A 16,353-nucleotide genomic window follows, 5' to 3' on the forward strand; every position below is an offset into this window, starting at 1 on the left:
GGGCCCGGAGGGGGAGCCACCGCAGCCGCCGTATTTTCATGTTCGAACGTCCCGGAATCCCCGCCAAGGGCCTCGCGATCACTACGCTGGGGCCGGTGTTCTCCTCCCACGGGCCGAGCGTCCGCGAACTCGCCGCACAGGCCCTCACCTCGGTCGAGCGGGGCTACGACCTGCTCGCGCCGAAGTTCGACCACACGCCCTTCCGCACCCCGGACCGGATGCTCGACGCCGTCGAGGAGACCCTCGCCCAGCGGGAGGGCTCCTTCGGCGCCGGGCTCGACGTCTGCTGCGGTACGGGCGCCGCGATCGGCATGCTGCGGCGGCTGTGCCGGGAGCGGGTCACCGGCGTGGACCTGAGCGCGGGCATGCTGACCGAGGCCGCCCGTACGTGTGCGGACGACGCGCGCGCGGACTTCGTACGGGCCGACGCGCGGGCCCTGCCGGCCGTGCTCGGGGACTCGTACGACCTGGCCGTCAGCTTCGGCGCCTTCGGCCACTTCCTGCCGGCCGAGCGGCCCGCGCTCTTCTCCGAAGTGCACCGCGCGCTGCGTCCCGGCGGTCTCTTCGCCTTCCCGATCGGCGCGCCGATCCCGCCGGGCTCACCGCTGTGGTGGGCGGTGGCGGGCTTCGACGCGGCGATGCGGGTGCGCAACGCGGTATGGCGGCCGCCCTTCGTCATGTACTACCGGACCTTCCCGCCGAGTGGGGTCCGGGACGACCTGCGGGCGGCCGGCTTCACGGTGGAGACCGTGCCGCTGGAGCACTTCGGACGGCAGCCGGGCGGCGCCCCGCGCTGGCGGCTCGTACTGGCCCGCCGCCCCGGGGCCTAACGGGTGCGCAGCTCGCGTTTGAGGACCTTGCCGCTCGCGTTGCGCGGCAGCTCGCTGACGAACTCCACCGCGCGCGGCACCTTGTAGTTGGCCATCTCCCGCCGTGACCAGGCGATCAGGTCGTCGGCGGTGAGGGTGGAGCCGGGGCGCCGCACGGCGTACGCCTTGCCGACCTCGCCGAGGCGCGGGTCGGGGACGCCGACGACGGCGACGTCCGCGATGTCCGGGTGCAGGCCGAGGAGTTGTTCGATCTCGGCGGGGTAGGCGTTGAAGCCGCCGACGATGAACATGTCCTTGATCCGGTCGGTGATGCGCAGGTTGCCGTGGGCGTCCTTGAACCCCACGTCCCCGGTGTGCAGCCAGCCCTCGGCGTTGATCGCCTTGGCGGTCTCCTCGGGGTCTTCGAAGTAGCCCTGCATGACGTTGTACCCGCGGACCAGGATCTCGCCGACCCGGCCGGCCGGCTGCGGGTTCCCGGCGCCGTCCGCGATCACCACCTCGGTGTCGGGGATGGCCCGCCCCGAGGTCTCGGCGATGACCTGCGCCGGGTCCCCCCGCCTGCACATGGTGACGATGCCGCTCGCCTCGGAGAGCCCGTACGCGGTCAGGACGGTGGCGATGCGCAGCTCGCTGCGGAGCCGTTCGACGAGCTGGAGCGGGACCACGGCGGCGCCGGTGACGACCAGGCGCAGCGCGGAGAGGTCGTGGTGGTCGCGCTGGGGGTGGTCGAGGAGCGACTGGTGGAGGGTGGGCGGCCCGGGGAGTACGGAGATCCGCTCGGCGGCGACGTTGGCGAGGACGGTGTCCACGTTGAAGACGGGCTGCGGGACCATCGTGGCGCCGCGCATCAGGCAGGCGATGATCCCGGCCTTGTAGCCGAAGGTGTGGAAGAAGGGGTTCACGATCAGGTAGCGGTCGCCCTCGCGCAGTCCGGCGAGCTCGCTCCACACGTCGTAGCAGCGCAGGGACTGGGCGTGGGTGATGACGGCGCCCTTGGGGCTGCCGGTGGTGCCCGAGGTGAAGATGATGTCGGAGGCCGCGTCGGGGCGAATCGATTCGGCGCGCTCGCGGACGGCCTCGGGCGTCACCGGTTCCCCGCCGGCGAGGAAGTCCTTCCAGGTACGGAAGGACTCGGGCGCGTCATCGGCGAGGACCACGACCTGCTCCAGGCGCGGCAGCCCGGGCAGCGGACCGTCGCCGGGGCCCTCGGCGGCGGCGCGGCGCAGCGAGGCGACGTAGGAGGTGCCGAGGAAGGTGCCGGTGACGAAGAGCAGCTTCGCGCGGCTGCGCCCCAGGACGTACGCCGCTTCCGCGCCCTTGAAACGGGTGTTGAGCGGGACGAGCACCGCGCCGGCCGAGACGGCGCCGAGTGCGGAGACGATCCATTCCAGGGTGTTGGGGGCCCAGACGGCGACCCGGTCGCCGGGCTCGACCCCGGAGGCCATGCAGGCGGCCGCGGCGCGTTCGACGCGCTCGCCGAGCTGCGCGTAACTGATCCTGACGCGGCCGTCGACGACGGCCTCCCGGTCGGCGTACCGTGCGGCTGCCGCCCGGACGAGCCCGGCGATGCTGCCCCAGCGCAGGTCCGCGCGTACGCCCTCGCTCGCGTCCTGCCGCCCGTCGTCGCCCATGCGTGTCACCCTCCCGCGAACCCAGTAGCTGACTATCCGTCAGATTAGCTGTAGCCTTCGCGGCTGTCAGTACTGGTGCACTGCTCACCCTCACCCCGGAGGTGGCGATGGCGGCAACGCTCAAGGACGCTACGGCGATAGTCGGCATCGGCCAGACCGCCTTTGCCAAACAACTGCCGCAGTCCGAGAAGGAACTGGCCTGCCGGGCCATCCTGGCGGCCCTCGATGACGCCGGCATCGACCCGTCCGAGGTCGACGCCTTCTCCTCGTACACCATGGAGGAGACCGACGAGGTCGAGGTCGCCAAGGCCATCGGCGCCGGCGACGTCACCTTCTTCTCCAAGATCGGCTACGGCGGCGGCGGTTCCTGCGCCACCGTCGGACACCTCGCGGCCGCCATCGCCACCGGCCAGGCCACCGTCGGCGTCGCCTGGCGGTCCCGCAAACGCGGCTCGGGCCCCCGCCCCTGGAAGAACACCGCCGTCCAACTGCCCACCCCCGGCCAGTGGACCCGCCCCTTCGGGCTGCTGCGCCCCGCCGACGAGATCGGCATGCTGGCCCGCCGCTACATGCACGAGTACGGGGCCACCCGCGACCACCTCTTCAACGTGGCGATGGCCTGCCGCAACCGGGCCAACGAGAATCCCGCCGCGATGATGTACGACCGCCCGCTGACCCGCGAGATGTACATGACCTCCCGCATGATCAGCGATCCGCTCTGCCTCTTCGACAACTGCCTGGAGACCGACGGCGCGCTCGCCTGCGTGATCGTCTCCGCCGAGCGGGCCCGGGACTGCCGGCAGAAGCCCGTCTACGTGCACTCCGCCGCCCAGGGCCTGCCCTCACAGCACCACGGCATGGTCAACTACTGGAACGAGGACCCGCTGACCGGCCCCGCCTGGACGGCCGGCCGGCACCTGTGGAAGCAGGCCGATTTCGGGCCCCAGGACGTGGACGTGGCCCAGATCTACGACGCCTTCACCCCGCTGATCCCGCTCTCCCTGGAGGGCTACGGCTTCTGCGGGCGCGGCGAGGGCGCCGCCTTCACCGAGGGCGGGGCCCTGGAGATCGGCGGCCGGCTGCCCATCAACACCGGGGGCGGCGGCCTGTCGGAGGCCTACGTACACGGCTTCAACCTGATCAACGAGGGCGTCAAGCAGCTGCGCGGCACCTCCACCGCCCAGGTGCCGGACGCCGCGACCTGCCTGGTGACGGCGGGCGAGGGTGTCCCGACGTCCGCGATCCTGCTGCGAGCCTGAGGAGCCCACCACCATGACCACCACATCTCCGGAAGACCTCCTGCTCCCCGTCCCCGACGAGGACGGCGCCCCCTTCTGGGAGTACGCCGCCCGCGGCGAACTCCGCGTCCAGGCCTGCACCGACTGCGGGAGACTCCGCTTCCCACCCCGGCCCTGCTGCCCGCACTGCCGGTCCTTCGCCTCCGAGTGGCGCCTGATGAGCGGCCGCGGCCGCATCTGGTCGTACGTCCAGCCGCATCCGCCGCTCCTTCCGGCGTACGCCGCGCAGGCCCCGTACAACGTGGTCCTCGTGGAGCTCGCCGAAGCCCCCCACATCCGCCTGGCCGGCAACCTCGTCACCTCGCCGGACGCCCCGCTGAACTCGATGGACCCGGCCCGGCTGCGCATCGGCGCGCGCGTCCAGGCGGTCTTCACCGAGACGGGCGGGGTGACCGTACCGCGCTGGATCCTGGAGAAGTCATGACGCTGCGGGTGGAGCGGGACAAGGCCACCGGGGTCGCCGTCGTCACCCTGGACCGGGAGCGGAAGCACAATGCCATCGACCTGGAGACGGCCGCCGAACTGAGAGCGGTGTGGCGGGAGTTCCGGTACGAGGAGGACGTGCGGGCGGTGGTGCTCACGGGCGCCGGGACGGCCGCGTTCTGCACCGGCATCGACCGGAGCGTGGACGTCCCGCAGCCCGCCTCCCCGTACTCGATCGACGATCCGCTGGTCGCGATCGGCCCGAAGTCGGGCGACCTGTGGAAGCCGGTGGTCGCGGCCGTCAACGGCATGGCCTGTGGCGGGGCCTTCTACCTGCTGGGCGAGTCGGAGTTCCTCATCGCCTCCTCGTCGGCGACGTTCTTCGACCCGCACACCACGTACGGAATGGTCAGCGCCTACGAGGCCGTCTACATGGCGCAGCGCATGCCGTTCGGCGAGGCCGCCCGGATGTCCCTGATGGGCACGGCCGAGCGGCTCTCGGCGGCGCGGGCGCACGAGATCGGGCTCGTCTCGGAACTGGCCGCGCCCGAAGAGCTCCTCCCGGCGGCCCTGCGGGCGGCGGAGACCCTGGCCGGCTTCCCGACGGAGGCCGTGCAGGGCACCGTACGGGCCCTGTGGTCGGCGAAGCAGGTGGCGCTCCAGCAGGCCCTCGCGCAGGCGCCGGCGCTGATCTCGCTGGGGAACCTGACGCCGGAGCGGCAGGCGGAGCTGTTCGGATCCCGGCGGCCGGGGTCGGAGTTCAGGCTGCGCTGAGCGGGCGCGGTCGGCGCGTCAGCGTGACCGGGTCGGCGCGGGCGACGCCTTGGACGTGGCCTTGGGGGTCACCTTGGGCGTGGCCGAGGCGGTGGTCGTGGGCGCGGCCCCGGACCCGGCAGCGGACCCGGCCGTCGCGTCGGCCCCCCTGACGGGCGAGTCGACCCGGCAGTTCGTGACCTGGGCGGCGCGCGAGGCGTCCTTGAGGGCGACGTCGACCGTGCGGGTCTCGCGGGCCTCCAGGGTCACCTTGACGACGCTCTGCTCGATGACGGCGCCGGTCGCGCTCTCGCGGTACAGGTTCACCGAGAAGGTCGCCCGGAGGTTGAGCGTCGAGGTGAACCTGATCGTGGTGACCGGCGGGGTGGCGCCCACGCAGGTGACCACCTCGGCGGAGGCCGGGGCGACGCTCCCGGTGGCCGCGGCGGTCGCCGTGGCGCCGGCAGCGCTGCCACTGCCACCGCTGTACGTCTTCTTCTTGCTCTTGGAGCTGGAGCATCCGCCGCCGCCACTGCTGCTGCTGCTCTTGCTCTTGCTCTTCCCGCTGCTGCCGCTGCTGCTGCTTCCGCCGTGCGAGGAGAAGCCGGTCAGCGCGAGCACGACCCCCACCAGCACTGCGGTGAATCTGATGCGACGTCCCACCACCATGGCCCGGCCCCTCCCTGAATACGGCGCGTCACGCTATCAGCAGCCGCACACCTGTCCACATGAACATGGGCGTGAACCGAACAGTCCAGTTGCAAGACTGAACCGTTCTGTTTAGTCTTTCCTTCGTCGAGGTCACCACGACCACGCCACACACGGAGGGGGACCGTCATGTCCGAGTTCAAGATCCTTGCCATCTCCGGCAGCCTGCGCGCCGACTCGCACAACACCGCCCTGCTGCGCGCCGCGCGCAAGCACCAGCCCGGCGGCCTGGACATCGAGATCTACGACGGTCTGCGCGAGATCCCCCCGTACGACCAGGACCTCGACAACCCGCAGGACCGCCCGGCCGCCGTCGCCGACCTGCGCCGCCGGATCGACGAGGCGGACGGACTGCTGATCGCCACCCCGGAGTTCAACTACTCCGTCCCCGGCACCCTGAAGAACGCCATCGACTGGGTCAGCACCGACTGGACGAAGCAGGAGGGCCTGCCCCTGCTGCGCAAGCCGATCGCCATCCTCGGCGCCGCGCCCACGAACTTCGGAACGGTGCGCGCACAGCTGGCGCTGCGGCAGGTGTTCGTGTGGACCGACAGCGACATCGTCGTCAAGCCCGAGGTCCAGGTGTTCCGTTCGTACGAGCGCTTCGACGCGGACGGCAACCTGACGGACGAGACCACGATCTCCCTGGTCCAGGACCTGCTCGGCGCGCTCAAGACCAAGATCGAGGCGGCGGCGGCGCGATGACCGCCACCCCGCAGGCTCCCCTCACGGCGGTGGCCCGCCTCCAGGCCCTCCCCGGCCGGGAGGCGGAGGTCCGCGCCCAGGCGCTCGCCCTCGTCGCCCCCACCCGGGCCGAGGCCGGCAACCTCTCCTACCGGCCGTACGAGGACCCGGTCGCGCCCGGCGCATGGGTGGTCCTGGAGGAGTGGGCGGACGAGGCCTCCTGGCAGGCCCACCTCGCCTCCCCCCACCTGGCCGGTGCACTGGCCCGCACGGCGGCGCTCCTGGCGGAGCCGCCGGTGGTACGGGTGTTCACTGGCTGAACTCTCCGTGGCAAGCTGGTTTCCGTAGGCAACTGGCGTGCACAAGGGGGGACTTGTGGACAGGGCTGAGGACTATCTCGTCGGCGGCGACTTACTGCTGAACCAGCTCGGCGGCACCTGGCCGGAGGTGGATCAGAACGCCTACACGGAGGTGGCCGACTCCCTCCGGGCCTTCGCCGACGACCTGGCGGACGACGGCCAGCTGGCCAACAACCACGTCGTGCGGCTGCTGTCCACCGGCTCGGGCCAGTCGTTCGACGCCTTCAACACCCACTGGAACGCGGTCCTCGGCAGGTCGTTCAACGACATCGTGTCCGCCTCGTACGTCATCGCCAACGCCATGGACCAGACGGCGGCCCTGGTCACGGTGACGAAGGCGGCGATCGTGCGGGAACTCGCCGCCCTCGGCGCGCAGCTGGCCGTGATCACCCTCACCTCGGTCGCCGACTTCGCCGGGACCGCAGCGGGCGCCGCCGCCATGGCCGAGGCCAAGACCGCCATCGCCGGCTTCAACCAGCGCTGCGCACACGATGCCGCCGACATCCTGCGGGCCGCCCAGTCCGACCCGTCGGTGACGGCGGTGCAATCCATCACCCCGGACGGCCTACGGGCGGTGGGAACGATGGAGGGCGCCGCGGGGGGCGCCGCGGCGGGCCCGATGGGTGCCGGCGCCGGAGCGGTAGGCGGGGGCGCCGGAGCGGTAGGCGGGGGCGCCGGGGCCGTAGGCGGGGGCGCCGGGGCGATTGGCGCGGGCACCGGGGCCGTGGGTGCGGGCAGCGCCGCGGGGGTCGGGGGTGCTGCGGGAAGCGCCACGGGTGGCGTGGCGGGCGGCGCCGCCGGCGGCATGCACCTCGCGTCCGCGGGCGGCGGTGTCGGGGGCATCGCCAGCCTCGGCTCCGGTCTGGTGGACCTGGAGATCGACCACGACGAGCACGACCGCGCGAGCAACAAACTGGCAGGCGTCAGCACCGGCATCCACGGCAAGACCTCCTCGGCCCTCGACAGGGCCGGCGCCCACCACGCCCGCAACCGCGGCCGCGGCGCCGTCGCCCACGCCGTCGACCCGCACGCCGACCGACTGCTGGGCGCCCTCAAGGATGCCACCGGCCACATGGGCGACCACATCGGGACGACCCTGCCGAAGGTCATCAAGCAGATCTCGGTCGACTACCGGAACACGGACGACGCCATCCGCGCGGCCTTCGCCCGCATCCACTCCCCCTCCCCGACCCCCGCCCCCGGACCCACCCCCTCCCCCGGCCCAGGCGCCGCCCACGGCACCACGGCCGACGGCCTGGCCCACCACCGCACGGACCCCCTCCGCGTCGACCACCTCACGGAGTCCCAGCAACACACGGTCTCCACGGAGGAAGCCCGCGCCCTGGCCGACCGCGCCCGCACCACGGACTGACCGTGTCAGACGGGCTTCCCGGCGTGGCCGCCTCCCTGCTCGTCCAGAAGACCCTGCTGAGCCACACCAGCCTCAGCGGCGACGGCGAGCCCAATCTCCACCCCGCCGTCCAGGGGTTCTTCGACGCGCTCCCCGCCTCGCGGCGCGAGCCGTTCCTCGGCTACTGCGCCGAATCCGCGTTGATCTCCGACCAGTTCCACGCCCTCGACGCACGCCGCGGCGACGGGCGGAGCACCCGCCTCGACGAGGCGCTGCCGCACTTCGCCGGAGCTGCGGTCGTCGCGCGCAAGATCCGGCCGCACGGGGATCCCGAGCACGGCGCGATGTCGAAGCCCTGCCGGTCCTGTTCCGCGCTGCTCGACCGGCTCGGCATCGAAGTCATCGGGGAAATCGTCGGCGAAGTCCATGACCGTTGACGCCACGGCCCTCGGCTGGGACCCGTTCCCCGCCGCCGAGGAGGCGCTGCGGGCCCACCACGGGCTGCGGGTCGTGCCCGCGGGGCCCGGTGTGGACGTCGCGCCGACCGGGGCGGTCGTGGACCCGCGCGAGGCGCAGTACACCGCGGGGAGTTTCCGGCGGCTCCGCGAGCACATCGGCGTGCGGCTCTTCCCCTTCGGCCGGACCACCGCCGACGTCCCGCTCGCCGTCGACGAGCTCGGCCGGCTGTTCTCCGTGGACCACGGGGGCTACCGCCTGCTCGGGGAGACCGTGGCCGAGGGTCTGGCCGGGCTCGCCGAGGGGCGGATGCCCGTACGGCTCAAGGCGCGGCGGGCGTCGTGGACGCTCCCGCCGTTCCACGCCGAGGAGTTGGCGGCCGAGGCCGTCCGGGCCGCGCTGACCGCCGTGTACGTCCTGCACCGCGCCGGCGCGTACAGCGCCCGCGAGCTCCGGCTGCGGGCCACCACCCTGCGCGGGATCGGCGTACTCGCCCTCGACCGGGTCTTCCCACTGCCCGCCGGGTCCCTGGAGGCGGCGGCCGAGCCGTTGACCGGCCGGATGACGGAGGCACTGGCAGCGGTGGGGGTTCACGTCGAGGGGGCCGAACTGCGGATCTCCGTACCGCCCCCGGCCACCGCCGCCGTCCCGTTCGCCGGCTTCGCGTGCACGCTGACCGTGGGCGCCTCGGCGGCCCACCCCACCACCGCCACCCGCACCCTCACGGCCGGGCCGGGCGCGTCCATCGGTCGCGCCGCCGAGGTCTTCGACGCCTGCGTCGCGGACCTCACGCGATGAAGTCGGTCACGAGCTTGACGAAAGCGTCCTCCTGCTCGAAGAACATGACGTGGCCCGCGTCGATCTCCGCGTAGGAGCTGTCCCGGATCGCGGCGTGGAGGGCGCGGCTGTGTTCGACCGGGACCGTGATGTCCTGGGTACCTCCGATCACGAGGGTGGGGGCCTCTATGCGGGGCAGCAGCGGCCGGATGTCCACCCGGAGGTCGTAGGCGATGTGGCGCAGGGTGCCGGGGGTGGGCGGCATGTTGGGGATGAGGGCCTCGAACGCCTCGTGGCCGATCGAGTTGAGGAAACCGCGGCTGAAGCCGGTCATCGCCACGGCACGGCCGAAGGAGGCGGGGTTCGAGGTGCCGAGGTCCTGCCAGAGGGTGAAGAAGCTGCGCAGGTACTCGTCGCCGTCGGTGTGGGCCCAGCCGGCGACCAGGATCAGCCGGTGCACCAGGTCGGGGCGCAGGGCGGCGACGGTGGCGGCGACGGTCGCGCCCATGGAGAAGCCCAGCAGGTCGACCGGGCCGTCCGCCGCGTCCTCGATGACGGCGATGACCTGCGCGGCGAGGCCTTCGGCGGTCAGCGGGGCGCCGTCGTCGACGGTGGCCTCGGTGCCGGAGAGATCGGGAGTGATCACCGTGCGGTGCGGGGTGAACCGGGGCGCGGTCTGCCCCCAGTTGACGGCGGCGCCACCCGATCCGGTGCCGTGGACCAGGACCAGGGCGGGGCCCGTGCCCGAACCGGTCTTCTCGTAGTGGACCTGCGCGCCGTTGACGGTGACGGTGGCCATGGAATGCTCCCTGCGGGTGTCGGCTCATCTGGTCTGACCGGGGCTTTCGTGCTCCGGCCAGACCCACACTGCCGCCGCCGGGCGCGGGCCGGGAGAGCCCTCCTTTCCCTGGGATCGGCAGTCCCTGGTTGGGCCCCGGACCCATCCGGCAGGATGACCGTATGAAGATCGACCGTGAGGCGCTCGCCGATTTCCTGCGCCGCTCCCGCGACCGCGTACGGCCCCAGGACGCGGGCCTGCCGGTCGGCCCCCGGCGGCGCACCCCCGGCCTGCGGCGCGAGGAGGTCGCCCAGCTCGCCGGCATGTCGGCCGACTACTACATCCGCCTCGAACAGGCCCGCGGCCCGCAGCCCTCGCCGGAGATGCTCGCCGCCCTGGCGCGCGCCCTGCGCCTGACCGACGACGAACGCGACCACCTGCACCTGCTCGCCGGCCGGCGCCCGCCGGCCGCCCGGACCGCGGGCGACCACGTCGGCCCGGGGCTGCTGCACCTGCTGGACCAGCTGCCCGCCACCCCGGTCCAGGTGATCGGCGACCTCGGTGACGTCCTGGCCCAGAACGCGATGGCCGAGGCGCTGCTCGGCGGGGTGTGCTCGGTGTCCGAGCACGGCCGCAACGTGGTCTGGCGCTGGTTCGCCGATCCGGCCCAGCGCGCCGCGTACCCGGCGGAGGAGCACGAGTACTACAGCCGGCTGCACGTGGCGGACCTGCGGGCGGCCGTGGGCCGACGCGCCGGCGACCCGGCCGCGACGCGCCTGGTGGAGCGTCTGAAAGCGACCGGCGAGGAGTTCACCGCCCTGTGGGAGCTGCACGAGGTCTCCGTACGCCGGGCGTCGCGCATGCGCGTCCTTCACCCGCTGATCGGCCCGGTCGAGCTGGACTGCCAAGTCCTGCTCGCCCCGGAGGGGGACCAGCGGGTGGTCCTCTACACCCCGCCCGTCGGGAGCGACGCCGCCGAACGCCTCGACCTCCTCAAGGTGGTCGGCACCGGCCAGTTCACCGCGCCGTCCGCCTGAGGGAGCCCGGAAACGGCGGCGGCCCCGGCCCCCGAGGTGGGGGCGGGGCCGACCGGCCGTACAGGCTGGGTGGGGATCAGGCGTCGACGACGCCGGAGGCCGCGACCTCGATCTTGCCGCGGGTGGCGCCCGAGGGGGTGCCCAGCTTCTCGATCTGGTCCACGATCTCCTTGCCCTCGACGACCTCGCCGAAGACGACGTGCTTGCCGTCCAGCCACGGGGTGACGACGGTGGTGATGAAGAACTGCGAGCCGTTGGTGTTGCGGCCGGCGTTCGCCATCGACAGGAGGTACGGGCGGTCGTGCTTCAGCTGGAAGTTCTCGTCGGCGAACTTCTCGCCGAAGATGCTCTTGCCGCCGGTGCCGTTCTGGTTGGTGAAGTCGCCACCCTGGAGCATGAACTGCGGGATGACGCGGTGGAACGGCGAGCCCGCGTAGCCGAAGCCGTGCTGGCCGGTGGCCAGCTCGCGGAAGTTCTGCGCGGTCTTCGGGACGACCTCGTCGAAGAGGTTGAAGACGATGCGGCCGGCGGGGGCGCCGTCGATGCTGATGTCGAAGTAAACGTTGCTCATGGGGTCCATCCTGTCACTCCCGGTGCGGAACGCTACCCGGCGGGGCCGGATGCCGACCGCCGGAGGTCGGCCGCAGGTCGGCCTCCGGTCGGCCTGCGGTCAGCCGGAAGTACGGGTACCGGTCCCCTTCGCCGCGTCCAGGGCGTACACGCAGCGGTCCTTGCTGCACGCGTAGACCACGCCCGCCTCGGCCACCGGAGCGCCCGTGATCTCGCCTCCCGTGGCCAGCTTCCAGCGCAGCTGACCGCCCGCCGCGTCCAGGGTGTACAGGCAGTGGTCGGCGGAGCCGAAGTGGACCCGGCCGTCCGCGACCGCCGGCATGCCGGTGATCTCGCCGCCCGCCGCGAACCGCCACTTCGGGGTGCCGGTGACCGCGTCGAGCGTGTACAGCGCACTGCCCGCGCCCAGGTGGATGTTCCCGGCCTCGACCACCACCGGATCGGCGGACGAGCGCGCCTCGGTCGCGATGCGCCAGCGGTCGTGCCCGGTGGCCGCGTCGAGGGCGTACACCGTGCCGAGGTAGTCGACGAGGTAGACCCCGCCTCCCGTGACCGCCGCGCCCGGCGCGAAGGCCGGGGGCGCCAGGAAGACCGCGGGTGCCTCGAAGTGCCAGCGGACCCGGCCCGAGGCCCGGTCGACGGACAGGACGCGGGTGCCGGCCGCCACGTAGACGTTGCCGTCGGGGCCGGGCGTGACCCGCACCGGGACGTTGCCGCAGGAACCCGCGTCGCCGACCGGGTACGACCAGGACTCGCGGCCGCTGCGGGCGTCCAGCGCGCGCAGCCGGGCGTCCTGCCACACGTACACGGTGCCGTCGTGCAGGACGGGCGCCGCCTCGGGGGTCTCGAAGTCGGTCTGCGCGCCGCTCAGCTGCCACAGCTGCTGCCCGTTGGAGGCCTCCCAGCCCTGTACGCCGCCACCGCGCGTGGCGGTGACGACCGTGCCCCGCTCGGCGCGCACGGCGTACGCCCAGGCCTCGGTGGACAGCCGCCACCGCTCCGAACCGTCGGTGGCGTCGAGCGCGTAGAGCGAGGGGCCGTCGGAGGCGTGGATGCGGCCGTCGGCGACGGCCATGGCCCAGGCGACGTCCCGGGTCTTGAACTGGCGGCGGCCGCTCGCCACGTCCAGGGCGTGCACCTCGAAAGAGGTGACGTAGAGCAGGTCGCCCGCGACGGTCGGGGTGCCCCACACCTCGTTCGACATGCGGAAGCGCCACGGCCGCCAGCGGCCGCTGTCCGGGGCGGCGCTGGGCGTCGGTACGACGACGCCCGAGGGCGCGGCCGCCGCCGAGCCGCCCGGCGGGCGGACCCAGCCGGTCGCCGAGTCGGCGGCGGAGGCGCGCGCGGCGGGGGCCGAGGCGGTCGCCCGCGGGCCGGGCCCGATCGGCACCGGGGAGCCACCGAGACGGACGGGCTCGCCCGAGGGCACCGGGGTCATCGGCGGGCGGTCCGGGCGCCGAGGCACGGCCTGGCCGGTGCGCGGGTCCACCCACGGGTCGGCGCCGCCGCGCGGGCGGCGGTGCGTCTCGGCCCCGGAGCCCGGGCCGTGGCCGGCGCCGGCGCCGTGACCCGGGCCCTGGCCGGCGCCCGGGCCGTGGCTGCGGCCCGGGCCGGGCTGGGGTACCGGCGGATGCGGAGGCGTACGGTGCCCCGCCCGCCGGGCCTCGATCATCGCGACGGCCCGCCCGGGCAGCCACGCCGAGGCGGTCCCGCTCTCGTCGTCGCCCTCGAAGAGGTGCGGGGCGAGCTGCGCCTGAAGGTCGGCCGGGGTCGGCCGCAGCGTGGCGTCCATCTGCATGCAGGAGTCGATCAGCGGGCGCAGCTCGTCGGGGAGCCCCTCCAAGTTGGGGCCCTCGCGCAGCAGCATGAACACCGTCTCCACCGGGTTCGCCCCGTGGTACGGCGGGTGTCCGGTGGCGGCGAAGACGAGGGTGGAGCCGAGGGAGAAGACGTCGCTGGCGCCCTTGACGCTGCGGGAGTCCTTCGCCTGCTCCGGCGACATGTAGGCGGGCGTGCCGACGGCGACGTTCGTCATGGTCAGGCGGGTGTTGGAGACCCCGCTCGCGATACCGAAGTCGATCACGCGCGGCCCGTCCTCGACGACGAGCACGTTGGACGGCTTCAGGTCGCGGTGCACGAGGCCGGCCCCGTGGATGGACTGCAGCGCCTCGGCGATGCCGGCCGCGAGCCACCGTACGGCCTGCGCGGGCATGGGCCCGCACTCGTTGACGATCTCCTCCAGCGAGGGCGCCGGCACGTACGCGGTGGCCAGCCACGGCACTGCGGCCCGCGGGTCGGCGTCGACCACGGCCGCGGTGTAGAAGCCGGACACGGCGCGCGCCGCCTCCACCTCGCGGGTGAAGCGCACGCGGAACAACTGGTCCTCGGCGAGCTCGGTGCGCACCGTCTTGATCGCGACCCGCCGTCCGGACGCGGACCGCGCGAGATAGACCAGCCCCATGCCGCCGGCGCCGAGCCGTCCCAGCACCTCGAAGGGGCCGATCCGTCTCGGGTCGTGCTGCGTCAGCTGCTCCACCACTCGCCTCCACATCCCCGTACGGACCCACGCTCCGGGCCCGCTTCCACCGGTACGGGGCCTTGCCCCGTGCAGCGTCTCACTCCGGGCGCCGCCCGGGTCGCGCAAACCCGATTCTGTCAGGCTCGCGCCTGGTCCGGCCCCGGCACGGCGGGCAGGATGGGGGTGGGATAGCCCACTCGCTCCCGCTCGCTACGAGCCCAGCCGCGTCCGGGGTTCCGACAGGAGCCCGAAGACCGCCCCTTGATTGTCCGCGACGACCGCGATGCGCCCGTACGGGGTGTCGAAGGGATCGGCGGTGACCCGCCCGCCGAGCCGCTGGACCATCGCGACGGACTGGTCGCAGTCGGGGACGGCGAAGTACGCGAGGAAGTGCGCGGGCATGATGTCCGGGAAGGCGTCGGTGATCAGGCTGCGGCCCAGGACGGCGGTGTCGCTGCCGGGCGCGCTGCCGGGCGGGGACCAGACGCGGTACTCGACGCCGGCCTCGTCGTCGTTCTGGTCCTCGGGGACGTAGCCGAAGACCTTGGCGTAGAAGACGTCGACGGCGTCGCGGGCCCGCGTGTAGACCTCGCTCCAGCAGTACGTGTACGGCTCGTTCTGGGCCTCGAAGCCGTGGTGGGTGCCGGGCTGCCAGAGGCCGAAGACGGCCCCGCCGGGATCGGCGGCCATCGCGGCGGTCCCGTACGGGCCGACCGGCATCGGGTCCATGACCATCTGGCCGCCGGCGGCGCGGATGCGCTGGGCGCAGGCGTACGCGTCGGTGGTGTAGAGGTAGATCCCCCATACGGTGGGCATCCGGCCGTCGGGCTTGGGGGCGAGGGCGGCGACGTTGCGGCCGCGGCTGTAGGCCTGGGTGTAGTGGCCGTACTCGGCTCCCGCGCTGTCGCCGAAGGTCCACCCGAAGAGCTCACCGTAGAAGCGCTTGCCCGCCTCGACGTCCGGAAGCGAGGCGTCCACCCAGCAGGGTGCGCCTTCCGCGAATGCGGCCATGAGCCCGGTTCCTTCCGTTCTGCGGGGGTGTGTACCGTCCCACCTCTCCCACCTGTGCCACTTCTCACGGCCATGTTCCGCCCGAAAACTTGTCCACAGCCTGTTGATAAGACTATTCGGGGGAAACTCTGAGCAACCGGGCGACCCGCCGTTGGCGTGTGGGGCGCCGCCACGGCGCGGGCGGAGGGGCCCGTGCCGTGGCGGCGACAAGGCCGGACGTCCCGGGCCAGGGATCCGTACGTCCCGCGCGGGGCACGGCGAGAGCCCGGCACTCCGGCCGAAATCCACCGACACAGCCTCTCAAGTCCACCTTCCGCCCAGGCCAGGGACCCCGTAACCCCATTTGCAGGCGGCCGAATAGCGCGCCGATCACCCCTCGGTAAGCTGACGGCATGACAGGACAAGTACGCACCGTCGACGGGCGTGTCGCCGGCCGGCGCGGCCAAGCGACGCGGCAGAAGCTGCTCGACTGCCTCAGCGAGATGCTCAGCTCCTCGCCGTACCGCGACGTCAAGGTGATCGACGTCGCCCGCAAGGCCGGTACCTCCCCCGCGACCTTCTACCAGTACTTCCCGGACGTCGAAGGCGCCGTCCTGGAGATCGCCGAGCAAATGGCGACCGAGGGAGCGCAGTTGACCTCGCTCGTCGAGGGCCGCACCTGGGTCGGCAAGTCCGGGTGGGCTGCCGCCGAGGAGCTCGTCGAGGGCTTCCTGGACTTCTGGCGGCGCAACGACGCGATCCTGCGGGTCGTCGACCTCGGTGCGGCCGAGGGCGACAAGCGCTTCTACAAGATCCGCATGAAGATCCTCAACTCCGTCACCAACTCCCTGACGGAGTCGATGAAGGAGCTCCAGGCCAAGGGCAAGGTCGACAAGGACATCAGCCCGGCCGCGATGGCCGGTTCACTGGTCGCGATGCTGGCCGCGGTCGCCTCGCACCAGAAGGGCTTCCAGACCTGGGGCGTCAAGCAGGCCGAACTCAAGCCGAACCTGGCGCTGCTGGTCCACCTCGGGATCACGGGCAAGAAGCCCACCAAGTAGCGGGGGGGCCCAAAGGGTGCGCCCCCCCACGGCCCGGACCGGACGTGCCACCCGCCAAGCCCCCCCCCCCCGCGCTCACCCACCCGCCCGGCGGGCCACCCCCCAAAAGCGCACCAAACGAGCCGGGTA

General features: G+C 72.9%; 17 protein-coding genes. 11 read left to right on the forward strand and 6 right to left on the reverse strand.

Going from position 1 to position 16,353, the window contains the following annotated elements; genetic code table 11:
• Positions 1-95: 95 nt before the first annotated feature.
• Complete coding sequence (locus tag ACFV9H_RS31375; protein ID WP_385404945.1) at positions 96-830, forward strand: class I SAM-dependent methyltransferase; 735 nt, start codon at positions 96-98, stop codon at positions 828-830.
• On the opposite strand, the gene ACFV9H_RS31380 is transcribed toward ACFV9H_RS31375, so the two are convergent.
• Positions 827-2,461 carry a FadD3 family acyl-CoA ligase gene (locus tag ACFV9H_RS31380; protein WP_385404850.1) on the reverse strand — a complete coding sequence of 545 codons (1,635 nt, stop codon included), beginning with the start codon at positions 2,459-2,461 and terminating at the stop codon, positions 827-829. The genes ACFV9H_RS31375 and ACFV9H_RS31380 overlap by 4 nt on opposite strands.
• A gap of 107 nt (positions 2,462-2,568) precedes the next feature.
• Between ACFV9H_RS31380 and ACFV9H_RS31385 the strand changes: the two genes are divergently transcribed.
• The 3 genes from ACFV9H_RS31385 to ACFV9H_RS31395 are packed head-to-tail and all read left to right on the forward strand — an operon-like array spanning position 2,569 to position 4,956.
• A complete protein-coding gene (locus ACFV9H_RS31385; RefSeq protein ID WP_385404853.1) occupies positions 2,569-3,720 on the forward strand; it encodes a lipid-transfer protein in 1,152 nt (383 codons plus the stop codon).
• A gap of 13 nt (positions 3,721-3,733) precedes the next feature.
• A complete protein-coding gene (locus ACFV9H_RS31390) occupies positions 3,734-4,183 on the forward strand; it encodes a Zn-ribbon domain-containing OB-fold protein (RefSeq protein WP_385404855.1) in 450 nt (149 codons plus the stop codon).
• Positions 4,180-4,956, forward strand: a complete 777-nt coding sequence (locus tag ACFV9H_RS31395; protein ID WP_385404857.1) for an enoyl-CoA hydratase/isomerase family protein — start codon at positions 4,180-4,182, stop codon at positions 4,954-4,956. The genes ACFV9H_RS31390 and ACFV9H_RS31395 overlap by 4 nt, the downstream gene beginning before the upstream one ends.
• 18 nt (positions 4,957-4,974) lie before the next feature.
• On the opposite strand, the gene ACFV9H_RS31400 is transcribed toward ACFV9H_RS31395, so the two are convergent.
• Complete coding sequence (locus ACFV9H_RS31400; protein ID WP_385404858.1) at positions 4,975-5,604, reverse strand: hypothetical protein; 630 nt, start codon at positions 5,602-5,604, stop codon at positions 4,975-4,977.
• Positions 5,605-5,772: 168 nt separating this feature from the next.
• On the opposite strand from ACFV9H_RS31400, the gene ACFV9H_RS31405 reads away from it, so the two are divergent.
• From ACFV9H_RS31405 to ACFV9H_RS31425, 5 genes are read left to right on the forward strand one after another with little or no spacing between them, the layout of a single operon-like run.
• Positions 5,773-6,348, forward strand: coding sequence for an NADPH-dependent FMN reductase (locus tag ACFV9H_RS31405; RefSeq protein ID WP_385404861.1), 576 nt, complete (start codon positions 5,773-5,775; stop codon positions 6,346-6,348).
• A complete protein-coding gene (locus tag ACFV9H_RS31410; protein WP_385404863.1) occupies positions 6,345-6,647 on the forward strand; it encodes a putative quinol monooxygenase in 303 nt (100 codons plus the stop codon). The genes ACFV9H_RS31405 and ACFV9H_RS31410 overlap by 4 nt, the downstream gene beginning before the upstream one ends.
• A gap of 55 nt (positions 6,648-6,702) precedes the next feature.
• Positions 6,703-8,058 (forward strand): hypothetical protein, encoded by a 1,356-nt coding sequence (locus ACFV9H_RS31415; protein WP_385404865.1) that lies wholly within the window; start codon positions 6,703-6,705, stop codon positions 8,056-8,058.
• Positions 8,059-8,060: 2 nt separating this feature from the next.
• Positions 8,061-8,474: a YwqJ-related putative deaminase gene (locus ACFV9H_RS31420; protein ID WP_385404868.1), complete on the forward strand. Its 414-nt coding sequence runs from the start codon at positions 8,061-8,063 to the stop codon at positions 8,472-8,474.
• Entirely contained in the window at positions 8,464-9,291 is an 828-nt protein-coding gene (locus ACFV9H_RS31425; protein WP_385404871.1) for an SUKH-3 domain-containing protein, read from the forward strand. Before ACFV9H_RS31420 ends, ACFV9H_RS31425 begins: the two co-directional genes overlap by 11 nt.
• On the opposite strand, the gene ACFV9H_RS31430 is transcribed toward ACFV9H_RS31425, so the two are convergent.
• Positions 9,281-10,069 carry an alpha/beta fold hydrolase gene (locus ACFV9H_RS31430; RefSeq protein ID WP_385404873.1) on the reverse strand — a complete coding sequence of 263 codons (789 nt, stop codon included), beginning with the start codon at positions 10,067-10,069 and terminating at the stop codon, positions 9,281-9,283. The genes ACFV9H_RS31425 and ACFV9H_RS31430 overlap by 11 nt on opposite strands.
• A 161-nt stretch (positions 10,070-10,230) precedes the next feature.
• Here ACFV9H_RS31430 and ACFV9H_RS31435 point away from each other — a divergent pair, with 161 nt between their 5' ends.
• Positions 10,231-11,085 carry a helix-turn-helix transcriptional regulator gene (locus ACFV9H_RS31435; RefSeq protein ID WP_385404875.1) on the forward strand — a complete coding sequence of 285 codons (855 nt, stop codon included), beginning with the start codon at positions 10,231-10,233 and terminating at the stop codon, positions 11,083-11,085.
• A 76-nt stretch (positions 11,086-11,161) separates the two neighbouring features.
• On the opposite strand, the gene ACFV9H_RS31440 is transcribed toward ACFV9H_RS31435, so the two are convergent.
• The 3 genes from ACFV9H_RS31440 to ACFV9H_RS31450 all read right to left on the reverse strand — a co-directional run bounded on the left by ACFV9H_RS31440 (position 11,162) and on the right by ACFV9H_RS31450 (position 15,184).
• Positions 11,162-11,656, reverse strand: a complete 495-nt coding sequence (locus ACFV9H_RS31440) for a peptidylprolyl isomerase (RefSeq protein ID WP_385404876.1) — start codon at positions 11,654-11,656, stop codon at positions 11,162-11,164.
• 99 nt (positions 11,657-11,755) lie between these two features.
• Complete coding sequence (locus tag ACFV9H_RS31445; RefSeq protein WP_385404879.1) at positions 11,756-14,194, reverse strand: PQQ-binding-like beta-propeller repeat protein; 2,439 nt, start codon at positions 14,192-14,194, stop codon at positions 11,756-11,758.
• A gap of 189 nt (positions 14,195-14,383) precedes the next feature.
• The gene (locus tag ACFV9H_RS31450; RefSeq protein ID WP_385404881.1) at positions 14,384-15,184 is read right to left on the reverse strand and encodes a VOC family protein; all 801 of its coding nucleotides are present in this window, start codon (positions 15,182-15,184) and stop codon (positions 14,384-14,386) included.
• Positions 15,185-15,576: 392 nt separating this feature from the next.
• Here ACFV9H_RS31450 and ACFV9H_RS31455 point away from each other — a divergent pair, with 392 nt between their 5' ends.
• Positions 15,577-16,224, forward strand: a complete 648-nt coding sequence (locus ACFV9H_RS31455) for a TetR family transcriptional regulator (protein WP_385404884.1) — start codon at positions 15,577-15,579, stop codon at positions 16,222-16,224.
• The last annotated feature ends 129 nt before the right edge of the window (positions 16,225-16,353 follow it).

The organism is Streptomyces sp. NPDC059874, assembly GCF_042731135.1.
Taxonomy (GTDB): Bacteria; Actinomycetota; Actinomycetes; order Streptomycetales; family Streptomycetaceae; genus Streptomyces.

What these genes read in the sequence shown, in the direction of transcription:
- ACFV9H_RS31455 (WP_385404884.1), top strand. Translation starts at nt 15,577, where the DNA reads ATGACAGGACAAGTACGCACCGTCGACGGGCGTGTCGCCGGCCGGCGC.
- ACFV9H_RS31400 (WP_385404858.1), bottom strand. Translation starts at nt 5,604, where the DNA reads ATGGTGGTGGGACGTCGCATCAGATTCACCGCAGTGCTGGTGGGGGTC.
- ACFV9H_RS31395 (WP_385404857.1), top strand. Translation starts at nt 4,180, where the DNA reads ATGACGCTGCGGGTGGAGCGGGACAAGGCCACCGGGGTCGCCGTCGTC.
- ACFV9H_RS31425 (WP_385404871.1), top strand. Translation starts at nt 8,464, where the DNA reads ATGACCGTTGACGCCACGGCCCTCGGCTGGGACCCGTTCCCCGCCGCC.
- ACFV9H_RS31435 (WP_385404875.1), top strand. Translation starts at nt 10,231, where the DNA reads ATGAAGATCGACCGTGAGGCGCTCGCCGATTTCCTGCGCCGCTCCCGC.
- ACFV9H_RS31390 (WP_385404855.1), top strand. Translation starts at nt 3,734, where the DNA reads ATGACCACCACATCTCCGGAAGACCTCCTGCTCCCCGTCCCCGACGAG.
- ACFV9H_RS31430 (WP_385404873.1), bottom strand. Translation starts at nt 10,069, where the DNA reads ATGGCCACCGTCACCGTCAACGGCGCGCAGGTCCACTACGAGAAGACC.
- ACFV9H_RS31385 (WP_385404853.1), top strand. Translation starts at nt 2,569, where the DNA reads ATGGCGGCAACGCTCAAGGACGCTACGGCGATAGTCGGCATCGGCCAG.
- ACFV9H_RS31450 (WP_385404881.1), bottom strand. Translation starts at nt 15,184, where the DNA reads ATGGCCGCATTCGCGGAAGGCGCACCCTGCTGGGTGGACGCCTCGCTT.
- ACFV9H_RS31440 (WP_385404876.1), bottom strand. Translation starts at nt 11,656, where the DNA reads ATGAGCAACGTTTACTTCGACATCAGCATCGACGGCGCCCCCGCCGGC.
- ACFV9H_RS31380 (WP_385404850.1), bottom strand. Translation starts at nt 2,461, where the DNA reads ATGGGCGACGACGGGCGGCAGGACGCGAGCGAGGGCGTACGCGCGGAC.
- ACFV9H_RS31405 (WP_385404861.1), top strand. Translation starts at nt 5,773, where the DNA reads ATGTCCGAGTTCAAGATCCTTGCCATCTCCGGCAGCCTGCGCGCCGAC.
- ACFV9H_RS31410 (WP_385404863.1), top strand. Translation starts at nt 6,345, where the DNA reads ATGACCGCCACCCCGCAGGCTCCCCTCACGGCGGTGGCCCGCCTCCAG.